At 28.4% G+C, this 21,406-nt stretch carries 20 protein-coding genes; 14 read left to right on the top strand and 6 right to left on the bottom strand.

The genetic code is table 11. The features are described 5' to 3' along the window. The first annotated feature begins 66 nt into the window (after positions 1-66). Genes AMO08_RS00460 through AMO08_RS00445 form a run of 4 tightly spaced genes read left to right on the top strand, consistent with a single transcriptional unit; the run spans position 67 to position 3,599 of the window. Positions 67-1,629: a lysine--tRNA ligase gene (locus AMO08_RS00460; RefSeq protein WP_075484264.1), complete on the top strand. Its 1,563-nt coding sequence runs from the start codon at positions 67-69 to the stop codon at positions 1,627-1,629. Then, entirely contained in the window at positions 1,629-2,681 is a 1,053-nt protein-coding gene (locus tag AMO08_RS00455) for a quinone-dependent dihydroorotate dehydrogenase (protein WP_075484263.1), read from the top strand. The genes AMO08_RS00460 and AMO08_RS00455 overlap by 1 nt, the downstream gene beginning before the upstream one ends. 52 nt (positions 2,682-2,733) lie before the next feature. After that, positions 2,734-3,045, top strand: a complete 312-nt coding sequence (rpmB, locus tag AMO08_RS00450; RefSeq protein WP_023854682.1) for a 50S ribosomal protein L28 — start codon at positions 2,734-2,736, stop codon at positions 3,043-3,045. After that, positions 3,045-3,599, top strand: coding sequence for a queuosine precursor transporter (locus tag AMO08_RS00445; RefSeq protein ID WP_075484262.1), 555 nt, complete (start codon positions 3,045-3,047; stop codon positions 3,597-3,599). Before rpmB ends, AMO08_RS00445 begins: the two co-directional genes overlap by 1 nt. On the opposite strand, the gene speB is transcribed toward AMO08_RS00445, so the two are convergent. From speB to AMO08_RS00430, 3 genes are read right to left on the bottom strand one after another with little or no spacing between them, the layout of a single operon-like run. Next, the gene (gene speB / locus AMO08_RS00440; RefSeq protein ID WP_075484261.1) at positions 3,596-4,471 is read right to left on the bottom strand and encodes an agmatinase; all 876 of its coding nucleotides are present in this window, start codon (positions 4,469-4,471) and stop codon (positions 3,596-3,598) included. The two genes, AMO08_RS00445 and speB, sit on opposite strands and share 4 nt — an antisense overlap. 2 nt (positions 4,472-4,473) lie before the next feature. Continuing rightward, the gene (locus tag AMO08_RS00435; protein WP_075484260.1) at positions 4,474-5,517 is read right to left on the bottom strand and encodes a 1,9-bis(guanidino)-5-aza-nonane synthase; all 1,044 of its coding nucleotides are present in this window, start codon (positions 5,515-5,517) and stop codon (positions 4,474-4,476) included. Further along, the gene (locus AMO08_RS00430; protein ID WP_075484273.1) at positions 5,517-6,701 is read right to left on the bottom strand and encodes a type III PLP-dependent enzyme; all 1,185 of its coding nucleotides are present in this window, start codon (positions 6,699-6,701) and stop codon (positions 5,517-5,519) included. Before AMO08_RS00430 ends, AMO08_RS00435 begins: the two co-directional genes overlap by 1 nt. A 167-nt stretch (positions 6,702-6,868) precedes the next feature. Between AMO08_RS00430 and AMO08_RS00425 the strand changes: the two genes are divergently transcribed. After that, positions 6,869-7,432, top strand: a complete 564-nt coding sequence (locus tag AMO08_RS00425) for an ActR/PrrA/RegA family redox response regulator transcription factor (RefSeq protein WP_075484259.1) — start codon at positions 6,869-6,871, stop codon at positions 7,430-7,432. On the opposite strand, the gene AMO08_RS00420 is transcribed toward AMO08_RS00425, so the two are convergent. Then, on the bottom strand, positions 7,425-7,976 hold the full coding sequence (locus AMO08_RS00420; protein ID WP_075484258.1) for a biotin transporter BioY: 552 nt from the start codon (positions 7,974-7,976) through the stop codon (positions 7,425-7,427). The two genes, AMO08_RS00425 and AMO08_RS00420, sit on opposite strands and share 8 nt — an antisense overlap. Before the next feature lie 114 nt (positions 7,977-8,090). On the opposite strand from AMO08_RS00420, the gene polA reads away from it, so the two are divergent. From polA to AMO08_RS00385, 7 genes are read left to right on the top strand one after another with little or no spacing between them, the layout of a single operon-like run. Then, positions 8,091-10,865 carry a DNA polymerase I gene (gene polA / locus AMO08_RS00415; RefSeq protein ID WP_075484257.1) on the top strand — a complete coding sequence of 925 codons (2,775 nt, stop codon included), beginning with the start codon at positions 8,091-8,093 and terminating at the stop codon, positions 10,863-10,865. Positions 10,866-10,915: 50 nt separating this feature from the next. Beyond that, on the top strand, positions 10,916-11,623 hold the full coding sequence (locus AMO08_RS00410) for a response regulator transcription factor (RefSeq protein WP_075484256.1): 708 nt from the start codon (positions 10,916-10,918) through the stop codon (positions 11,621-11,623). Then, complete coding sequence (locus AMO08_RS00405; protein ID WP_075484255.1) at positions 11,623-13,164, top strand: sensor histidine kinase; 1,542 nt, start codon at positions 11,623-11,625, stop codon at positions 13,162-13,164. Before AMO08_RS00410 ends, AMO08_RS00405 begins: the two co-directional genes overlap by 1 nt. Before the next feature lie 42 nt (positions 13,165-13,206). After that, complete coding sequence (gene ahcY / locus AMO08_RS00400) at positions 13,207-14,493, top strand: adenosylhomocysteinase (protein ID WP_075484254.1); 1,287 nt, start codon at positions 13,207-13,209, stop codon at positions 14,491-14,493. Beyond that, the gene (tsaE, locus tag AMO08_RS00395; protein WP_075484253.1) at positions 14,477-14,926 is read left to right on the top strand and encodes a tRNA (adenosine(37)-N6)-threonylcarbamoyltransferase complex ATPase subunit type 1 TsaE; all 450 of its coding nucleotides are present in this window, start codon (positions 14,477-14,479) and stop codon (positions 14,924-14,926) included. The genes ahcY and tsaE overlap by 17 nt, the downstream gene beginning before the upstream one ends. A 16-nt stretch (positions 14,927-14,942) precedes the next feature. Beyond that, a complete protein-coding gene (locus tag AMO08_RS00390) occupies positions 14,943-15,887 on the top strand; it encodes a phosphotransferase (RefSeq protein WP_075484252.1) in 945 nt (314 codons plus the stop codon). A gap of 4 nt (positions 15,888-15,891) precedes the next feature. Further along, entirely contained in the window at positions 15,892-16,581 is a 690-nt protein-coding gene (locus tag AMO08_RS00385; protein WP_075484251.1) for a sugar phosphate nucleotidyltransferase, read from the top strand. On the opposite strand, the gene AMO08_RS00380 is transcribed toward AMO08_RS00385, so the two are convergent. Further along, on the bottom strand, positions 16,559-17,266 hold the full coding sequence (locus AMO08_RS00380) for a 2,3-bisphosphoglycerate-dependent phosphoglycerate mutase (protein WP_075484250.1): 708 nt from the start codon (positions 17,264-17,266) through the stop codon (positions 16,559-16,561). The two genes, AMO08_RS00385 and AMO08_RS00380, sit on opposite strands and share 23 nt — an antisense overlap. Before the next feature lie 45 nt (positions 17,267-17,311). Here AMO08_RS00380 and AMO08_RS00375 point away from each other — a divergent pair, with 45 nt between their 5' ends. Beyond that, positions 17,312-17,707 carry a hypothetical protein gene (locus tag AMO08_RS00375; RefSeq protein WP_075484249.1) on the top strand — a complete coding sequence of 132 codons (396 nt, stop codon included), beginning with the start codon at positions 17,312-17,314 and terminating at the stop codon, positions 17,705-17,707. Next, positions 17,688-18,287 carry a transglycosylase SLT domain-containing protein gene (locus AMO08_RS00370; RefSeq protein WP_075484248.1) on the top strand — a complete coding sequence of 200 codons (600 nt, stop codon included), beginning with the start codon at positions 17,688-17,690 and terminating at the stop codon, positions 18,285-18,287. Before AMO08_RS00375 ends, AMO08_RS00370 begins: the two co-directional genes overlap by 20 nt. Here AMO08_RS00370 and AMO08_RS00365 read toward each other — a convergent pair. Continuing rightward, positions 18,284-21,406 carry an efflux RND transporter permease subunit gene (locus tag AMO08_RS00365; RefSeq protein WP_075484247.1) on the bottom strand — a complete coding sequence of 1,041 codons (3,123 nt, stop codon included), beginning with the start codon at positions 21,404-21,406 and terminating at the stop codon, positions 18,284-18,286. The genes AMO08_RS00370 and AMO08_RS00365 overlap by 4 nt on opposite strands.

Here is a 21,406-nt window from a genome sequence, read left to right as displayed (position 1 = left end):
AATAAATTTCAACTCTATAAGAATTAATAAAATCGCCAATTTAAGATTTTTATAAAAGATATATTCGTGATTAAAAAAGAAATTTTAGAAAAAACAAGTGCTTGGCCTTTCGTTGAAGCAAAAAAAATGCTTCGTGAGAGAAAATCATTTATTGATAAAAAAGGTAAAATTACTCTTCAAACAGGATATGGCCCAAGTGGTCTTCCTCATATTGGAACATTTGGAGAAGTTGCAAGGACCTCAATGATGGTTAATGCTTTAAAGCAACTTACAGATTTACCAGCCGAAATAATTACTTTCTCTGATGATATGGATGGTCTAAGAAAAGTTCCTGATAATGTTCCTAATCAGGAATTGTTAAATAAAAATCTACATAAACCATTAACACAAGTTCCAGATCCATTTGAAAAATTTGCAAGTTTTGGAGAACATAATAATGAAATGTTAAAAGATTTTTTAAATAGTTTTAATTTTAAATACAGTTTTAAAAGCTCAACATCTTTATACAAAGGTGGTTTTTTCAACCCAACTTTAAAAATTATTTTAGAAAATTATGATGGTATAATGAATATTATACTTCCAACTTTAGGTAAAGAACGTCAACAAACTTACTGTCCTTTTTTACCTATTTGTCCAGACACAGGTCATGTTCTCGAAATTCCAGTTATAGAAATTGATAAAAAAAATTCTAAAATAATTTTTGATAATAAAGGTAAAAAATTAGAATCTAGTATTTTGGATGGAAATTGTAAATTACAATGGAAAGTTGATTGGGCAATGAGATGGTATGCTCTAGATATAGATTTTGAAATGTATGGAAAAGACCTTATTGAGAGTGCAATTTTATCAACTAAAATTATAAATTTAATTGGTAAAAAACATCCATCTGGATTTGCTTATGAATTATTTCTTGATGAAAAGGGTGAAAAAATTTCAAAATCTAAAGGAAATGGTATTACCATCGATCAGTGGTTAAAATATGCCTCACCTGAAAGCTTATCTTTATACATGTATCAAAATCCAAAAAGAGCTAAAAAACTTTATAATCAAATAGTGCCAAAAGCTGTAGATGAGTACCTTGATAATATTGAAAAATCAAAAAAACAAACAGAACAACAATTGGTAATGAATCCTGTTTGGCATGTTCATAATGGCAATATTCCAAAAGAAGAAATGATTATGTCTTTTTCTATGTTGTTGAATTTAGTTGAGACAAGCAATGCTGATAACAAAGATTTATTATGGAAGTTTGTTAAAAAATATAAATCTAATATTCATGAAAAAAACTTTCCAATTTTTGATGGACTAGTTGGTTATGCAATTAAGTATTTTAATGATGTTATTAAGGCTCAAAAAAAATATAAAAATCCATCTGAAAATGAAAAATTAGCTCTACAAGCTTTAGTTAAAACTTTAGAACAATGTAATGATCAGATGTCTCCTGAGGATATACAAACATTAATATATTCAACAGGTAAAGAGAATGGGTATGCACAAAACCTAAGAGATTGGTTTAAATTAATTTATGAAGTGGTATTCGGAGATGAAAATGGACCTAGAATGGGTTTTTTTATAAGTTTTTTCGGTGTTAACGAAACAAAAGAGTTGATAATTAGTAAATTGAAATAATGTATTCAAACTTAAGATCATTAATATTTAAAATAGATCCTGAAAGAGCACATTTTTTAGCAATTCAATCACTCAAACTTAATCTAGTTTCAAACATATTTGATGAAAACAAAAATGATCCTATTTTAAAAACAAAATTATTTAATCAAAATCTTGATAATCCCATAGGGATTGCAGCAGGTTTCGATAAGAATGCTGAGGTATACAACCCTTTATTTAAGTTGGGTTTTGGATTTGTTGAAGTAGGTACGGTTACACCATTAAAACAATATGGGAATGAAAAACCAAGAGTGTTTAGATTAGTAGAAGATCAAGCATTAATTAATAGGCTAGGTTTTAACAACCATGGATCAGATGCAATATTAAACAGAATAATATCTAATAAAAAACTAGGTGTACTAGGTGTAAACGTAGGTCCAAATAAAAATTCAAATGATAGGTTGAATGATTATCTAATTGGATTAGAAAAATTTTCTGAAGTTGCAGATTATATTACAATTAATATTTCTTCACCAAATACTGAAAATCTTAGAAATTTTCATGAAGAGAATAAATTGAAAGAGTTGTTAAAATCTGTCTCAGATAAAAAAAAACAATTAAAATCTGAAATTCCTGTAGCTGTAAAGATTTCACCAGATATAAGTGAAAATCAAATTGAATTAATTTCAGAAATACTTTTAAAAAATGAAATAAGCGCAATAATAATTTCAAATACCTCTGAAGCTTCTAGGGAAACACTTCAAAATATACAGAAACATCAAAAAGGTGGTTTATCTGGAAAACCTATTGAAAAAAAATCAAATCTTTTAATAAGTAAGTTCTACAATTTAATTAAAGGTAAAATTAAAATAATTGGAGTGGGCGGCGTTGACTCAGGTAAAGCTGCTTATGATAAGTTTTTATTAGGAGCAGATTATGTTCAGTTGTATACCGGTATGGTATTTCAAGGACCCAATATTGCTGGCATGATTAAAAAAGACCTAAAAGAATTACTAATAAGAGATGGTGTCAAAAATTTCACAGAAATTGTTGGAAATAAAACTGTTTCTTAAATGTATTAAACTTGACGCCTTCAATATCTCCCCTTATATAGGCACTGTTATTATGTCAAAAAAATGCGAACTTACCGGTAAAATTCCAATGAAAGGTCATAATGTTAGTCATGCTAACAACAAGACTAAAAGAAGATTTTTACCTAACCTAAAAAAAGTAAAATTTACAAGTGAGCTTACTGGAAGGAGTTTAAAACTTACTGTAAGTAACTCAGGTGTAAGGTCAGTTGACAAAAAAGGTAGTTTTGATGAATTTTTAAAAACTGTAAAAAATAAAAATTTATCTCCTAGATTAAAAAAGTTAAAAAAAGTAGTTTTAATTAAATCCCCTTTTAAAAAGAAACCTGTAGCTAAATCAGCTTAATGAACAAATTATTTATTACCCTGTCAATAATGATGGGTGTTGTTGTACTATCTTCTAATTATTTAGTTCAGTTCCCAATCAACTATTTTGGATTAAATGAGATTTTAACTTATGGAGCTTTTAGTTACCCAATAGCTTTTTTAATAACAGATTTAGCAAATAGGTCGTATGGAAAATTATTGGCAAGGCAAATTGTATATTTGGGTTTTTTAATAGGAATTATATTTACATTGTTATTCTCAACTGATTTTGCAGATTTAATCTCAGTTAGAATTGCAATTGGATCAGGGGTTGCTTTTATTACTGCTCAATTGTTGGACATTCAAATTTTTGATCGATTAAGAAAAAAAGAGTGGTTTGTTGCACCACTTACTTCATCTTTGATTGGATCAACAGTCGACACATTTTTATTTTTCTCAATATCATTTTATGCAACAGGGGTACCTTGGGTTACTTTATCTCTTGGAGATTTAGCGGTAAAAATTTTAGTTGCTATAATAATGTTGATACCATTCAGAATGTTATTGAAAATTATAAAACCAATTAAAGTTTAATATAAAAATTTATAAGACAAAATTTTATAGGCTAATTTTGCAACAAGAAAATTATAAGAATTAAATCCTTTAATTGGAGACAGCTCATTAATATCTGCACCAACTATTTTTGAGTTTTTTGCTGCAATTCTTATTATATCCAATGTTTCATCCCACAAAAGCCCTCCTGGTTCAGGTGTACCAGTTGCAGGCATAATGCTTGAATCTAGTCCGTCTACATCAAATGTAAGATAAACAGTTTTGTTTTGAATTAGTTTTTTAAATTTAGACAAATTCCATTTTTTTTTATCTTTTGCCCAAAATATATTTATTCTTGAAGAATTCTTTTTTAAAAATGGAATTTCACTTTCTGAGATATTTCTTATCCCAAATGAAATTAAAGAAACATTTTTATAATCCAGACATCTTCTAATTGCTGAGGCATGTGAAAATTTTTCTCCATTATAGCTTTGACGTAAATCTGCATGAGCGTCAAAATGTAAGAGGCAAATATTTTTATATTTTTTAGTAAAAGGAACAATACATCCAGGTGTTATTGAATGTTCTCCACCTAAAGTCATTGGGAAAAGTTTTTTATCTAAAATCTCCTTATTAATTTTTGAGATTTTATTTAGGGCTTTTTTAATATTTTTGTCTATTTTAAATGGTTTTAAAGTTTTAATACCTATTTTCTTATAAGGTTCGCAGTTAAGCTCTTCATCATATAGCTCAACTTGATGAGATGCTTTTATAATTTCTTTAGGTCCATTTCTTGTCCCTCCTCCATAACTAACAGTTTTTTCTAATCCAAATGGAACAATTACAGCTTTTTCTTTAAAGCTAAACTTATTATCAATTCCTAAAAATCCGTTTTTATTTAAGAGATATTTCAATTTTATTTAAAAATTTTTGTAAAGTTTTTTCTTGTTCTATTTTTCCACTCACCTTTATGATAAGCATCACTAGCAATTAATGGCAAAACAGTAGTTGCTTCTGCAAACACCATCTGTTCTTTCGTAATATCTACTTTGCCCCATGAGCTTGCTTCTTTTAATGTTGAGCTGCTACATGCACCGTCTCTACTATCAGCAACAGTAATTTGAACAGCATATTTATGCATGTCTACATCTTTTCCTAATAGTTCAGCACAAATAACAGTATCTTGAATAAAGTTTTTAGGCACACCACCACCAATCATAAATAATCCAGAACCTTTAGATTTGATTTTAATTTCTGTTAGTTCTCTAAATTCTCTAACTGAGTCTATGGTGATATGTCTTTTTGGATTTTGTTCTTGATGCATAACTAACCCGAATCCTGCGCTAGAGTCGGTAAATGCAGGGCAGAAAATAGGAACATGGTTGTCAAAAGCGGTTTCAATTAAAGAGTCTTTCTTCTTTGAGTTATTTTTTAAATATTTTCCCATTTCATAAATGAACTCTCTAGAAGTATAGCTTCTCGCCTCTAGGTTATTAGCGATTTCACATATTATTTTATCACACATTTGAAGCTCTTCTTCATCTATGTAGGTATCGTAAATTCTATCTATATAGTTGTCCCTCAGCTCAGTATCATCTTGAAATTGTGAGCCTTGATAATGCTTAAAACCAAGAGCTTCAAAAAAATCCATATCTACTATTGAGGCACCTGTTGCAACTATTGCATCTACCATATTATATTTAACTAAATCTTTATAAATATTCATGCATCCAGCTGCCGAAGTAGAGCCTGCTAAAGTAAGGAAAATTGTACAATCTTTATCTTTAAGCATCTCGTTATAAATATTAGCTGCACTTGCAGTTTCTCTAGAAACAAATGACATTTTTTCCATTGAGGAAATAATTTTTCTACTATCAAAAGAAGTTATATCGATGTGTTCAACAGGATTTTTTAAGAAATCTCTTTTACTATTATGACCTGGATTTTTTTGACCCGACATTAAGCTACCAAGTTAGCTTTGTTAATGTCTTTATCATACATTGTCATTATTGGGTTATCTTCGACTTCATAAATTTCGTTTGAGTAATAACCATTAAACTGGGTTCTAAATGTTAATCCGTATGCCCCAAGTTGACCAAGTTCAATATAATCATTTTCTTTAATATTATTTGGAAGTAAAAAAGGACCTTTCATATAATCCATGCTATCACATGTAGGTCCAAAGAAATCAAAAGCAGTTAATTTTTTTGAAATTATTTTATTAGAATTTTCTTTAATCATTCTAGATGGGAATACAATGTTTGGTGTACCAGCATCAAAAAGAGTACCATAGGTTCCATCATTAATATAAAGCTTTTGTTTTTTTCTTAAATTAACTCTTACAACTGTTGAACCACTTTCAGCAACTATAGCTCTGCCAGGCTCACAAATAATTTCAGGAAGTTTTTCAAGCTTTAAGTTTTCTAAACTCTTATTTATTTCATTAAAATAACTACCCAAAGATTGTGGAATTAAGTCAGGATATATTGTAGGGAAACCTCCACCTACATTAATGTAATCTGGAATAATTTTTGTCTTTTTAATTATATTTCCAATTTCACTAATTCCTTTTGAATAAGAAATTGGATGCATACATTGTGAACCAACATGAAAACTTAAACCAATCTTTTTAGCATGTTGTTTTACAAGTCTTAACAAACCAATTGCTTCTGATGTTAAAGCACCAAATTTTTTTGATAAATCAATTTCTGCATGTTCATTTGAAACAGCTACTCTTACAAATAACTCTAAATCTTTAGCATTATTTGTACTTTCAATTATTTTAATCAGTTCATCTTTAGTATCTAATGAAAAAGTTTTTACACCATAATTAAAATATGCTTCTTTTATACTTTCTCTGCTTTTAACAGTATGCATAAAAAAGCATTTAGCTGTATTGCTAAAAGTTCTAATATTTTTAATTTCCTCAATTGAAGCAACATCAAATTGCTCAACTCCACTTTCTATGATTGTTTTGATTACCTCTGGGTGCGGATTAGTTTTAACTGCATATAAAATTTTACCTGGAAATTTGTTTAGGAAAAATTTAACAGCAGATTTAATGGAATTCTTTCTAATACAGTAAACTGGTTTTTCAGGTTTCAGCTGATTAACTAATTCTTCAACTGATTTAAATTTTTGCATTTTAAATGCCTCCAAAAAAAATTTAATAAAAAAAAGTCTTTTTTAAAAAAACTTTAATATTTTTTGGCATATAAAGTAAACAGCACTAAAGTAAAGCAAATAATTCAAGCCTGAAATGCGTAAAATTCATGTATTGTAATTTCCTGCAGAAACCCCATATAAGGATCATGAAAGAAGAAGCAAAACTACAGAATCTTAGCGATTTTGATAATAAGTCATTATTAATCGTGGATGATGATAATCCCTTTCGTGAGCGTTTAGCAAGAGCGATGGAGAAAAAAGGATTTGAGGTTTTTCAAGCTGAGAGTGTACAAAAAGGAGTTGAATCTGTAAAAACTAAGAAACCAGGTTTTGCTGTGGTAGACTTAAGGCTTGCAGATGGTAATGGACTTGAGGTTGTAAAAGAAGTTCAGTCTTCAAATAGTGACAGTAGAATTATAATGTTAACTGGTTATGGAAATATTCCAACGGCGGTAGCTGCAATCAAAGAAGGTGCTATTGATTATCTCGCTAAACCTGCTGATGCGGAAGATGTTGAAAAAGCGTTATTAGCAGATCCTTCAAAAAAAGCAGCCCCACCAGAAAACCCCATGTCTGCTGACAGAGTTAAGTGGGAACATATACATAGAGTCTTTGAGCTATGCAATAGGAATGTTTCAGAAACAGCCAGAAGACTTAAAATGCACAGAAGAACTCTTCAAAGAATTCTATCTAAAAGATCACCTAGATAAATTTTTTAATTTTAATTATTTGCTTAGTCAAGAGAGTCAAAAGCATAATTTTAAAAATCTCAGCTAATAGAAATGGTTTTGCACCTAAAGCAAAAATTGGCTTATCCCATCCAATCAATGTTCCAAGCCAAATTAGACCCAAAATATAGATTGTTGAAGTAGCGATAATTAACTTAAATAAAACAACGAAAAAATTATCATCAATCTTTATTTTAGAAGCTAAGTAACCAGCCGTTAAAAAACCAATTAAGTAACCCATTGTTGGTCCCGTAAAGTAAACTAATCCAATACCTTTTTCAGGAGAATTTGAAAATACGGGAAGTCCTGCAATACCTTCAACTAGATATAGACCAATTGTAGCTAGTGCAATTTTATGTCCCAAACTTATTCCTAAAAATAATACAACAAATGTCTGCATAGTCATAGGAACTGGATAGAAAGGAATTTTGATCTTTGCTGATATGGTTAGTGCAATTGAACCAAGAACAATAACAACCAGAGATTTAAATAGTTTACCTTGTGTGAGATTTTTTGTTAATTCCATTGTTAAATAATACTCAAAATATAAAAAATAATCTACTTATAATTGTTATAATAGTTGAAAGTAAATTTTTTTATATACAGAATATGTTATCATTATAATATTTAATTATACTTCATGAATAAAATTCTAAAAACAGATCATTTTTATTTGATTGATGGCTCTGGTTATATATTTAGAGCTTATTATGCTTTGCCTCCATTGAGTAGAAAAAGTGATGGACTTCCAACAGGTGCTGTAAGTGGTTTTTGCAGTATGTTATTTAAATTATTAGAGGACTCAAAATCTGATCAAAACTTGCAAAAACCAACACATTTTGCAGTAATATTCGATTCAGCAAGAAAAACTTTCAGAAATGAAATTTATAGTGATTACAAAGCTAATAGATCAGAGGCGCCTGACGATTTGGCTCCACAATTTGAGTACATAAGAAAATCAGTCTTAGCATTCAATTTACCATCTGTTGATCTTCCAAATTATGAAGCAGATGATTTAATAGCTACATATGTGGATCAAATCCTTAAAAAAGGTGCAAAGGTTACAATTGTTTCATCAGATAAAGATTTAATGCAGCTTTACAAAAAAGGGGTTCGAATTTTTGATCCTATGAAAAACAAATTTATAACTGATGATGATGTAGTAAAAAAATTTGGAGTAGACGCCTCAAAAGTTATTGATGTGCAATCTTTAGCAGGAGACAGTAGTGACAATGTACCTGGTGTTCCAGGCATAGGTATTAAGACGGCTGCAGAGCTTATTAATAAATATGGCACTCTAGAAAATTTACTAAAATCTGCTAATGAGATTAAACAAAATAAAAGAAGAGAAACATTAATAGAGAATAAGGATAAAGCATTAATAAGTAAAAAACTTGTAACACTAGATCATAAATCTCCTGTTAATAGAGAGTTAAGTGAATTTAAATTACAAAATATAAATAAAGATAAATTATATAAATTTTTAAGAGAAATGGAATTTAACAGGTTGTTAAGCTCTGCAATTTCTGCTTATGGAGAACCTGAATTAGAAAGTAACAAGATTGTAAATCAAAATCTAGAAAAACAACAAACGATAAATAATAAAAATTATTACTTAATTAATAGCTTAGATGAAATTGATAAATGGATAGAGGAGGCAGAAGAGGTTGGTGAAGTTGCAGTTGATACGGAAACAACTTCATTAGATCCTCACCAAGCAGACTTAGTGGGTATTTCTCTCTGTTCTAAAATTGGAAAAGCATGTTACATACCAGTTGGTCACAAGTCACCTAAGTGTCTTAAAAAAGATGCTGTAATTAAAAAATTAAAAAAAATATTAGAAGATCCTAGTATTAAAAAAATAGGTCAAAATATAAAATTTGATTTTATCGTATTTTTTAAGTGTGGAATAACTCTTTCATCAATGGAAGATACAATGCTGATGTCTTATGTCTTAGATGCCGGAAAAAATAGACATAATATGGATACTTTATCAGAAATTCATTTAGGTCATAAAACTATTTCTTTTAAAGACATGGTAGGAACAGGCAAGAAAGAAATTAATTTTAGCGAAGTAGAATTAGACAAAGCAAAAGATTACGCTGCTGAAGATGCTGATGTTACTTTTAGATTATACAAGAAATTTATCAAAAATTTAAAATCAGAAAAAATGATAAATATCTATGAAATTTTTGAAAAGCCATTAATTAAAATTCTTGCATTTATGGAAATAGAGGGAGTTGAAATTGATAGTAAATTTTTAAAATCTCTTTCATCTAAATTTGAAAAAAAAATCCAAAAACTTGAAAAAGAAGTATTTAAAATTTCTAAAAAAGAGTTCAATATCGCTTCCCCAAAGCAATTAGGTGAAATAATTTATAATGACTTGAAAATAGCTGGATTAAAAAAAACTAAAAAAGGAAGTTTTGCAACAAGTGCAAGTGTTTTAGAGGATTTGGCTTTTAAAGGTCACGAGTTTCCAAAATTAATTTTAGACTGGAGACAAGTTTCAAAATTAAAAAATACTTATTCAGATGCTTTACCTGAACATTTAAACCCAATTACAAAAAGAGTTCATACTTCATTTTTGCTGGCTGCTACAACGACTGGAAGACTAGCATCTAGTGATCCTAACTTACAAAACATACCAATTAAATCAGAAGATGGAAAAGATATAAGAAAAGCTTTCACTGCAAAAAAAGGGCACCTATTAATTTCTGCGGATTACAATCAAATTGAGATGAGAATTTTAGCAGACCTGGCAGATGTAAAAGAACTGAAAAAAGCTTTTAAAAATAAAGAAGATATCCACTCCTTAACAGCTAGCCAAATATTTAATATTGATATCAAAAAAGTTAATCAAGATCACAGACGAAAGGCTAAGGCTATTAATTTTGGAATTATTTATGGAATTTCGCAATTTGGATTAGCTAAGCAAATAAATGTTTCTAATTATGAAGCAGAGGAATTTTTGAATTCATATTTTGGTAAGTTTCCAGAAATAAAAGTTTATATGGATAATACAATTAAATTTTGTAGGAAAAGTGGATATGTTAATAATATTTTTGGACGAAGATCCCACTTTAATGGAATAAATGACAAAAACTTTAATGTCAGAAATTTTCAAGAACGTGCTGCAATTAATGCTCCCATTCAAGGTTCTGCTTCTGAAGTAATGAGATTAGCTATGATAAGATTAGATAAGAAATTATCAGAGGAAAAAAATTCTAATTCAAAAATGCTCTTGCAAATTCATGATGAATTAATTTTTGAAATTCCAAAAAAAGATGAAAAAGTAATGATTAAATTAATTGAGAAAGAAATGACCAGTGTAGCTCAGAGTGATTATCATTCTTTTTCAACTCCTTTAACAGTTGATATTAATGTTGGAGATAATTGGGGTATGTTACATTAAATTTATAACATTGCCCAAATTAGGACAATTTAGTATTTTTAAATTACTTTATGCAAAAACAAACAATAGCCTTGATAGATGATGATAGAAATATTTTAACAAGTTTGAGTATCGCATTAGAAAAAGAGGGTTTTAAAGTTCAAACATACATTGATGGTGAAAGCGCATTAATCGGTTTAACCAGAATGCCACCCGACTTAGCAGTCATAGATATAAAAATGCCCAAGATGGATGGAGAAGAATTATTAAAAAAACTTCGAAAAAAAACTTCCCTACCAGTAATTTTTTTAACATCTAAAGATGATGAAATTGATGAGTTGTTAGGTCTAAAGCTAGGCGCAGATGATTTTGTAAAAAAATCAGGAGGTTTTTCTATAAAAGTTTTGATTGAAAGAATTAGAGTGCAGTTAAGAAAAAAAGATTCAAATAATATTTTAGAGGAAAATAAAAGCCTGATATCTCATGGAAGATTAAAATTAGATCCATCACAACTCGAGTGCGAATGGAATGGAAAACAGCTGCCTGATAAATTGACGACTACTGAGTTTTTAATCGTTAAAGAATTAGCAAAGAGGCCTGGTATAATTAAAGAAAGAGCTCAGCTTATGGATATAGCTTATCGAGAGGATACAGATATTGAGGATAGAACTATTGATAGTCACGTAAAAAGAATTAGAAAAAAATTTAAAAAAGTAGATCCTGATTTTTCAGCTATTGAAACTAGGTATGGTAGTGGATATAGATGGAATGTTAGCTAATGTTTAGTAAATACTTAAAAACTCTTTCTATATTAAAAAAATTTTTATTTATAAATTTTGTAATTTTTACAATTATTGGACTATTTACATTCATATATCTAAACAATATTCAGCCAAGTTTAATAAAAAAAAAATCTCAAAACCATACAAACATTATTAACAACACTATTGATAATATTCTTAGGCTAGATGTTAAATTCCAATCAGATGACATTAGAAGATTTTTATTTTCTACAAGGTTTATTTTTCAGAATTTAGATAGAGTAATATTTTTTGACGATCAACTTAACCTTATTGGAGACACTGATACATTAGATCTTGATCCAAGGTCATTCTCTACAAGACTTGATAAAATTGAATATGAAAGTTTAGATAATGAGGAAATAGAAAAAACTATTGAGGAAAAAAATATAAAAATTGATGAAAAAAAACCTGTTTCATTCAAAGATATATTGAAAAATTATTCTAGTTCTGAAAATTTAGGAGCTCCTTACACATTTACGCAAGAAGGTTTAAATCAATTTAATGTAACAACAATTAAGAATGTTACAAAGAATGAAATTAATCTTGGTTATGTAGCTATTACAGAAAACGCTAATGAAATAAAGACAGCGATAGATGAGAGAAAAGCATTTGTAATAAGAACAGCTGTATCAGTAGGATTTGTAATATTAATTTTTTCTTTTGTTTTGAGTAGATATTTTATTAAACCAATACAAAATCTCGTTGGATATACAATTCGTATCAAAGAAAAAAGTCAAATTAAACCAGGTATTGAAAATTTAAAAAAAAGAAATGATGAATTAGGACTTTTATCTAATTCTTTAGAGGATATGACAAATGAGCTTCAAAATAGAGTTACACATGCAGAAAACTTTTCTACAGATTTAGTTCATGAAATTAGAAATCCATTAGCATCTTTAAAAAGTGCATCGGAAATTTTAAAAGACACAAATGATAGCGAACAAAGAAATAGATTATTGAATATACTTAGTCATGATGTTCAAAGAATAGAAAGATTAATTACTGATTATTCTCAAATGTTAAAGGACGAAGTTGCTTTAAGTAAAGAACAAATGAAAAAAATTGATATTGAACCTATCATTCAATCTGTTGTTGATGATTATAACAATATTCATCAAGTGAAAAAAGGAATTAAAATTGAATATAAAAATGATGGAAAAGATAAATATTTAATAAATGGTATAGAAAACAGAATTGAACAAATCATTGCAAATTTATTAGATAATTCAATATCATTTAGTAAAGATGGCACTAATGTTTTTGTTGATGTTTCTCTTAATGGAAAAAATCAAATATCAATAAAAATTATTGATGAGGGACAAGGATTTAAAGAAAAAGATACATCAAGAATATTTAAAAGATTTTATAGTAATAGACCTGAAAAATTTGGTGAACACTCAGGCCTAGGTCTAAATATAGTAAAAAACTTAGTTGAACTCCACGATGGTGAAATTGTAGCATCTAATCGTATTGATAAAGAAGGAGCAATGATAGAGATAAGATTTCCCAATGTTTAATCATTTCTTGATAAATAAATACTTAGCTGTATAAAGCTTGCCATGGAAGATTATAAAGTAAAAGACATTACTCAAGCTGAATTTGGCAGAAAAGAAATATCAATAGCTGAAAGTGAAATGCCTGGTTTAATGGCTTTAAGAGAAGAGTATTATAAAGATAAACCATTAAAGGGTGCAAAGATTATAGGATGTCTTCATATGACAATTCAAACAGCTGTACTAATCGAAACTTTAGTTGCATTAGGTGCTGAAGTTCGTTGGTCTTCTTGTAATATTTTTTCAACTCAAGATCATGCAGCTGCTGCAATTGCAAAGGCTGGGATCCCTGTTTATGCCTGGAAAGGAGAAACAGAAGAGGAATATTTATGGTGTATTAAACAAACTATAGTTGGAAAACCTGACTGGAAGCCTAACATGTTATTAGATGATGGTGGAGATTTAACAGCTATCATGCATAAAGAATATCAAGATTTAATGAAAGATATTAAGGGTGTTTCAGAAGAGACTACCACTGGAATTAAAGCACTAAATAAAATGGAAAAAGATAAATCCCTTTTGGTTCCAGCAATAAACGTGAATGATTCTGTCACAAAATCAAAATTTGATAATTTATATGGATGTAGAGAAAGTTTAGTAGACGGGATAAGAAGAGCTACTGATGTAATGATGTCTGGAAAAATTGCAATTGTCGCTGGTTTTGGAGACGTTGGAAAAGGAAGTGCTGCATCTTTAAGACAAAGTGGTGCTAGAGTTTTAGTTACTGAGGCAGATCCAATTTGTGCTCTCCAAGCTGCAATGGAAGGTTATGAAGTGGTATTAATGGAGGAGGCTATAAGTAGAGCGGATATAGTTGTAACAGCCACAGGTAACAAAGATATTGTTACCGCTGATCATATGAGAGATATGAAGGACAGAGCTATCTTATGTAATATTGGTCATTTTGATAATGAAATACAAGTTGAGGCTCTTAAGAATTATAAGTGGACTGAAGTAAAACCTCAAGTGCATGAAATAGAGTTGCCTAGTGGTAAAAGAATTATTCTTTTAGCTGAAGGAAGATTAGTTAATCTTGGTTGTGCAACTGGACATCCAAGCTTTGTAATGAGTGCATCATTTACCAATCAAGTTATTGCTCAAATAGAACTTTGGCATAATCATAAAAATTATGAAAATAAAGTTTATGTACTTCCAAAACATTTAGATGAAAAAGTAGCAACTTTGCATTTAAAAAAAGTTGGGGCAAAACTAACAAAATTATCAAAAGAGCAAGCAGATTATATAAGCGTTGGAACAGAAGGTCCTTTCAAACCAGATGCCTATCGCTATTAAAGATAGCACAATTGATATCACATCAGAGAAGTTAACTAAAGAATTAGCTAAAGAATTTTCAAAATATCTTAAAGGTGGTGAGTTTGTTTTTTTATATGGAGAGATGGGCGTTGGTAAAACAACCTTTGTTAAATATTTTATAAATGAGTATCAAAAAATAAATAATTTAATTCAAACAGAAATTACAAGCCCTACTTTTAGTTTATTAAATGAGTATCAGGTGAAAGATATAAGAATAAAACATTATGATTTATTTAGAATTAATAGGAAGGAAGATGTCAATAATTTAGATATTTTTGAAAAAGATAATAAATTAATAACACTTATAGAATGGCCACAATTGATTGCTGATAAACAAGATATAAAATCTATAACTTTAACATTTAATTATTTAAATCAATTAAATGATAGAACTGTAGATATAAAAGTTTAAATTAAAACCTATTTTGATGAAAAGCTTAGCAAAATTAAAAAAAATAAAAGGTGACGCGTCTTTTAGAGAATTTTATAGAAACAGAGAAAATAAATCTATTATTGTAATATCCAAGAAAGAAAAGTTAAAAAATCTTTTAATTTATGATGCGGTAAATAAAATCTTAATTAAAAATAAAATTTTAGCACCAAATCTAATAAGTGAAAATTACATTAATAATTATGTAGAAATAAATGACTTTGGAGATCAAACTTTGTTTCAAATTTTAAAAAATAAAAAGAATAATAAATATGTCATTTTTAAGAAGATAATAAAAATTTTAAATAAAATACAATTAATAAAAGATAAAAAAGTAAAAAATTTTAAAAACAAATTATATAAAGTTCAAGAATATAAAAACAAAACTTTGATTGATGAAACTAAACTTTTTTGTGACTGGTATGCGCCAAAGATATTGTCTAAATCCAAAAGTATTCAATTTAAAAAAAAATTTAGATTAGAGATAAAAAAATTATTATCAAAATTAAATTATAAAAATGTTACATTTGTTCATAGAGATTTTCACGTTTCAAATTTGATGTATTACAATAAAAAAATTGCAGTAATTGATAGTCAAGATGCACTAATTGGTAATAGAGCTTACGATTTAGCATCTTTAATTGACGACGTAAGATTGAAAACATCCAATGAACTGAAAGAGAAAGTATTTAAATTTTATATTAAAACGAATAAAAAAATTGATTTGGAAAAATTTAAAAAAGATTTTGAAATATTATCTGTTTTAAGGAATTTAAAAATAATTGGTATATTTATGCGCTTAGCTGAAAGAGATAATAAAAAAAAATATCTTAAATTAATTCCTTACGCTTGGGAATTGATTAATCATAGAATTAAAGAGCAAAATCAATTTAATAATTTGATGCTGTTGTTAAAAAATAATTTTCCAAAATTTATAAGGTAAATTTGTGAAAATAAATACAGCTTTAATTTTATGTGCAGGTTTTGGTAAGAGATTAAACCCAATTACTTTAAATACTCCTAAACCTTTATTAGAGATTAAAGATGTAAGTATGCTGGAGAGATGTATTAATTTAATCGAAAAACTTGGTATTCAAAAAATCTTAATAAATACTTTTTATTTAAAGGATCAATTTTCAGTTTTTTTAAACAGTAAAAATTTCAATATTGATATCAAAATAATTGAAGATGGTGAGCATATTTTGGATACAGGGGGAGGTATTCAAAATATGATTAAAGACTCCAATGAAAGAGATTTTATAATTTTTAATCCAGATACAATCTGGAGGAATGACTATAAAGACGAGATAATAAAAATGGAAAAAAAGTATTTTTCTGAAAAATTAGAAAACATTCTTCTCTTGGCAAATAAAAAATTAAGTTTCGATAAAAAATTAAAAGGAGATTTCAATTTAAAAAATAATTTAATTAACAAAGAGGCTGAAAAAGAATTTATTTATATTGGATGTCAAATAATTAATAAAAAATTATTTATTAAAGAGAAAATAGAAAATTACTCAATTTTGGAAATTTGGAATAATTTATTAGATCAAAAAAAGTTATTTGGTTATGAAAGCCAAAAAGACTTTTATCATTTAACCGATCTAGATATTTTTAAAAAACTAAAAGATCTTTAGCTCTTTCTTGATCAAGATATTTACAATTAGAAATTTCGCTGTTTTCTAATTCAATTAAAAGGGGGTTCCCAGTAGGAATTTCAAGTTTAGAGATTTCATTGTTATCTAAATTAAACAAATATTTGCATAAAGCTCTTATAGAGTTTCCATGAGCGGAAATTAGAATATTTTCACTTGTTTTGTTTTCTATCTCTTTTTTATAAAATTTTATTACTCTTTCATATGTATCTTTAAGTGACTCAGTATCTGGAATTTTCTCAAAAGGAATTTCTTTGTAAGTTTCAATATTAAGAGGGTGATATGGATTTTTTTTATCTAAAGGGTCTGGTCTTAGATCCCAAGAACGTCTAAATTGATGAACTTTTTCTTCTCCAAGTTTTTTTTTCATTTCATCTTTATTTAATCCAGTAAGAGCACCATAATGTCTTTCGTTTAATTCCCATGCACTCTTTACTTCCTTAAAATCTTGCAATTCTTCCTGTATAATTCTTAAAGTATTTTTAGCTCTTAATTGAAAAGATGAGTAATACAGATTAACTCCAATATTTTCTTGTTTTATTAGTCCACCAGCCTTTTTTGCCTCTGATTTTCCATTTTCTGTTAGATCTACATCAACCCAACCAGTAAATTTCTTTTCAAGATTCCACACACTTTGACCGTGTCTCACTAAAATTAAATGACTCATTTGTTTATCTTTTAAATCAATTTGATAAATAAAACTATATTATTAATGATTAATTATTTTTCGAAATATAAATTTATTTTCTATTTGTGTAATCTTATTCTTTTATTAGAATATTTATTTCCTGGAAGTTTATTAGGATGTATAATTTTTAATAATTGTACAATTCAACCACAGTTAACTGCAGATTTTATTATTTCAACAAATCATTTTTACTCATTTTTCATTCTTTCAGTTGTAGGATTTCTGACTTATTTTAAAGCAAATCAAATTATTTATTTAAGTATTTATTTAATATTTCTCTCTTTTTTATTAGAAATTATGCATTACATCATTCCAAATAGAAGTTTTGAATATCCCGATTTATTTGGAAATTTAGCTGGAGTAATTCTACCAATTGTTGTGAGACACATCTTTAAAAAAAATGAAAATTTTAAAAATTAATTATTTATTCATTTTAATAATTTTAATTTCAGGTTGTTCATCTATCCCTAAAAATACTTCTAATAGTTGTGCAATATTTGATGAAAGATACATGTGGTATAAACATGCAAAAAAAACTGAAAAAAAATGGGGAACTCCAGTTTATTTGCAACTTGCTATTATAAAAATGGAATCCAGCTTTGATTGGTTAGCAAAACCCCCTAGACAGAAGTTATTTAAAGTAGTGCCTTATAAGAGACCATCAAGTTCTTTTGGTTATTCGCAAGCGGTGAAAGGAACATGGAAACAATACAAGCACGAAACTGGAAATAAATTTGCAACGAGATCTAGATTTAAAGACAGTGTAGATTTTATTGGTTGGTATACAAATAAAACTGAAAAAATATTAAAAGTTTCAAAAAAAGATGCCTTCAAGCAGTATATTGCTTATCATGAAGGGTGGGGTAACTATAAAAATTATAAAAATAATAAAAAAGTTATTAATTTAGCCAAAAGAGTGGAGAAACAATCAAATATTTATAAGCAACAATTATCAGAATGTAAAAATTCTTTATCAACGTCAAAATATATTATTTTTTAATTCAGCTGTTTTTTTAATTCTATATCAACTGCATCGATACGCTTAGTATTTTTTGCAAGAGCTAAATACATCGTTGGAGTTACATATAAGGTAAAGAAGGTTGAAATAATCATTCCTCCTAAAATTGTAGAACCTACGGCTAATCTAGAGCCTTCACCTGCACCAGGGCCAATATTCCCAATAACTAACGGAAGCATTGCTATCATTGTACTAAGTGAAGTCATTATGATTGGTCGAATTCTTAGTTGGCAAGCTTTAATTATAGCGTCCTGAATTTTAACACCGGTAGTTCTTATCTGGTTTGTATAATCTACAATCAAAATACTATTCTTTGTAGATATACCAATGAGAATTATTAAAGCGATTTGAGAGAAAATATTTACAGAACTATTTAAAAATAAAATAAATACCAAGCCACCAAATACAGCTAATGGAACTGTTAAAATAATGATAAATGGATGAACAAATGAGTTAAATGTTGCTGCCATAACTAAATAAGCAGTTAACAACGCAAGAGCAAAGATTAAGTATATTTCGTTTGTTGTTTCTTTTAATTCTTCAGATTTTCCTTTCCAAGTAATTTGATTTTGAGGAGCAACTCTAATCATGACATCTTCCAAGTATTTTATAGCCTCTGTTAGAGTGTAATCTTCTGCAAGCGCAGCAGAAATTGTAACTGCTCTTTGACGATTGTATCTTGGAAGCGCTTCAGCAGTGCCTTTCTCTTTAAACTCAACTAAACTTGCAATAGATACAAGTTTACCAGTTGTTTCAGATCTAACATAAATTTTTGACAACCCATCTTTATCTCTTCTGTCTGCTAGATATTGTTGTAAAATAATTGGGTATTCTCTTCCCTCTTTACTAAAAGTTGTTACTCTTTTTCCTCCATAAAGAGTTTCTAGAGTTCTACCTATATTTTCAGTAGAAACTCCCAAATCATTTGCTCTGTTTTTATTAGTGATTAATTTCACCTCAGGTTTATTTTTTGTATAATCACTTTCAATTCTAGACATATTTCTATTTTTTCTTAACTCTCTTAAGACACTATTTTGAATTTCCTCTAATTCTTCATAGCTAGATCCATATATAACCATTTGAACGGGCTTATTGTAACTAGATACTCTTATTGATTGTGGAGAAATTGGAAAGGCAAAAGTTTCGGGCACAGAAACCACTTGTCCAATTGCTTCTCTTAATATTGTTTGACTACCTTTTTCTCTATTTTTCCATTCATCAAGTAATGCAATAATTATAAAGCTGTTATAAGATGTTGCAGATCTTCCGAAACCAGGAACTCTCATGATTAGTCTTGCATATGGACTGTCTTCTGCCTGCAATAATTTTAATATTCTTCCTTCAATTATTTGCGCTTTTTCTTGAGTATATTCAAATGAACTTCCTTCATCAGTTGACCCAATGATTAAATAAGCACCCCTATCTTCAATTGGTATCAATTCTTTTTTAGAAAAACTAAATAAATAAGCTGAAGCAGCAATAATTAAAATTATAAACACAGAAATTGTTTTTTGCTTATTCACCCAATATTTAAGGGAATTAATATAAAATCCTGTAAAAGATTTAAATCCATTATTAAATTTTTTTACAAAAAAATTAATTTTTTCTTTTTTATTTAAAAATTTACTACCTAGCATTGGAGATAATGTTAATGCCACAAAAGAAGATACAACAATTGAAAAAGATAAGGCTATTGCTGTTTCTTTAAACAAAGTTCCAGATATTCCTTTAATAAAAATTAAAGGTAAAAATACTGCTACAAGAATTAAAGTCGTTGCAATAATTGCAAATGTAATTTGTTTAGAACCTTTGTAAGCAGCCACTAAAGGTGTTTCTCCATTTTCAATTCTTGTATAGATTGCATCAGTCATGATTACAGAGTCATCAGTGATTATACCAATTGCTAGAATAAAACTTAGTAATACAAAAATATTAATTGATAGATCAAATATATATAACCCAAGAAATGATCCAATAAGACTAACTGGTAAAGCAACCGCAGGAACTATTACAGCTTTTAGATTGCCTAAAAAAAGATAAATAATTAAAACAACTAGTACGAATGCAATTAATAGACTTTTATATACTTCTTCAATTGCTGCACCAATGTAGGTCGCTCTGTTAAATGCTATCTCTAACTTTAATCCATCAGGTAAGGATTTGTTAAGTTCTTTAATTTTAATTTTTATTTGTTTGGAAAGCTCTACCGTTGATGCGCCACTTTTTGCATAAATTCCAATTCCTACAGTTTTTAAATTTACTGCATTTTTTCTTTGTGCTTTAAATAAAGTTTTTTCTGAAACAGGTCCAAACTCTATATTAGCCACGTCAGATAAAATAATAACTTTTTCTTTATTTTTCTTAAGTGGTAATTGTTTAATAGTATCAATATTAGAATAGGATTTATCAATGTTTAAAGTTAAGTCTTTGTTATTAGCTTCTAAGGTTCCAGCTGGAAGATTTATGTTCTCATTTCTAAGAGCTCTTTCAACTTCTTGAATTGTAAGATTGTTTGCAGCTAATTTTATTGGATCTATCCAAACTCTAACACTAAGCTCTCTTAATCCACCAACTAAAATTCGACCTACGTTTGGCACGCTTGAAAATGCATCTATTAGATATCTTTCAGCATAATCACCAAGATCTAAATCATTCCATGTTGGAGATGATAAAGCAACCCACATTGTAGTTGTAAAACCTGCTGCCTGTTTTAAAATTTGTGGAGGGTTTGACTCACTTGGTAAATTATCTACAACTCTTGCAACTCGTTCTCTAATATCATTTGCTGCATCATCTAAATCAATGTCTGTGTTGAATTGAATATTAATTCTACTTCTTCCATTGAGAGAACTTGAGTCAATATTTTTGATACCCTCAGCGCCTCCAATTACATCCTCTAATTTTTGAGTTATTTCTTCATCAACGATTTCAGCAGAAGCAGATTTATAATCAGTTTGAACTTGAACTACTGGTGGCTGTATACCATCTGGAAGTTCTCGTACTGGCAATTCAAAAAAGACGAAAACACCAAAAATTATCAATATTAAAGACATAACCCAAGCAACAACAGGTCGTTTAATGCTAACTTCAGTTATATACAT

The organism is Candidatus Pelagibacter communis (assembly GCF_001180205.1).
Classification (GTDB): domain Bacteria; phylum Pseudomonadota; class Alphaproteobacteria; order Pelagibacterales; family Pelagibacteraceae; genus Pelagibacter; species Pelagibacter ubique_O.
This window is presented reverse-complemented; position numbering and strand designations above follow the sequence as displayed.

Coding starts and splice junctions, on each gene's coding strand:
- AMO08_RS00375 (WP_075484249.1), top strand. CDS start 17,312: ATGATTAATTATTTTTCGAAATATAAATTTATTTTCTATTTGTGTAAT.
- polA (WP_075484257.1), top strand. CDS start 8,091: ATGAATAAAATTCTAAAAACAGATCATTTTTATTTGATTGATGGCTCT.
- AMO08_RS00410 (WP_075484256.1), top strand. CDS start 10,916: ATGCAAAAACAAACAATAGCCTTGATAGATGATGATAGAAATATTTTA.
- AMO08_RS00455 (WP_075484263.1), top strand. CDS start 1,629: ATGTATTCAAACTTAAGATCATTAATATTTAAAATAGATCCTGAAAGA.
- AMO08_RS00365 (WP_075484247.1), bottom strand. CDS start 21,406: ATGTATATAACTGAAGTTAGCATTAAACGACCTGTTGTTGCTTGGGTT.
- AMO08_RS00445 (WP_075484262.1), top strand. CDS start 3,045: ATGAACAAATTATTTATTACCCTGTCAATAATGATGGGTGTTGTTGTA.
- tsaE (WP_075484253.1), top strand. CDS start 14,477: ATGCCTATCGCTATTAAAGATAGCACAATTGATATCACATCAGAGAAG.
- AMO08_RS00370 (WP_075484248.1), top strand. CDS start 17,688: ATGAAAATTTTAAAAATTAATTATTTATTCATTTTAATAATTTTAATT.
- AMO08_RS00430 (WP_075484273.1), bottom strand. CDS start 6,701: ATGCAAAAATTTAAATCAGTTGAAGAATTAGTTAATCAGCTGAAACCT.
- rpmB (WP_023854682.1), top strand. CDS start 2,734: ATGTCAAAAAAATGCGAACTTACCGGTAAAATTCCAATGAAAGGTCAT.
- AMO08_RS00425 (WP_075484259.1), top strand. CDS start 6,869: ATGAAAGAAGAAGCAAAACTACAGAATCTTAGCGATTTTGATAATAAG.
- AMO08_RS00420 (WP_075484258.1), bottom strand. CDS start 7,976: ATGGAATTAACAAAAAATCTCACACAAGGTAAACTATTTAAATCTCTG.
- AMO08_RS00390 (WP_075484252.1), top strand. CDS start 14,943: ATGAAAAGCTTAGCAAAATTAAAAAAAATAAAAGGTGACGCGTCTTTT.
- AMO08_RS00435 (WP_075484260.1), bottom strand. CDS start 5,517: ATGTCGGGTCAAAAAAATCCAGGTCATAATAGTAAAAGAGATTTCTTA.
- AMO08_RS00405 (WP_075484255.1), top strand. CDS start 11,623: ATGTTTAGTAAATACTTAAAAACTCTTTCTATATTAAAAAAATTTTTA.
- ahcY (WP_075484254.1), top strand. CDS start 13,207: ATGGAAGATTATAAAGTAAAAGACATTACTCAAGCTGAATTTGGCAGA.
- AMO08_RS00380 (WP_075484250.1), bottom strand. CDS start 17,266: ATGAGTCATTTAATTTTAGTGAGACACGGTCAAAGTGTGTGGAATCTT.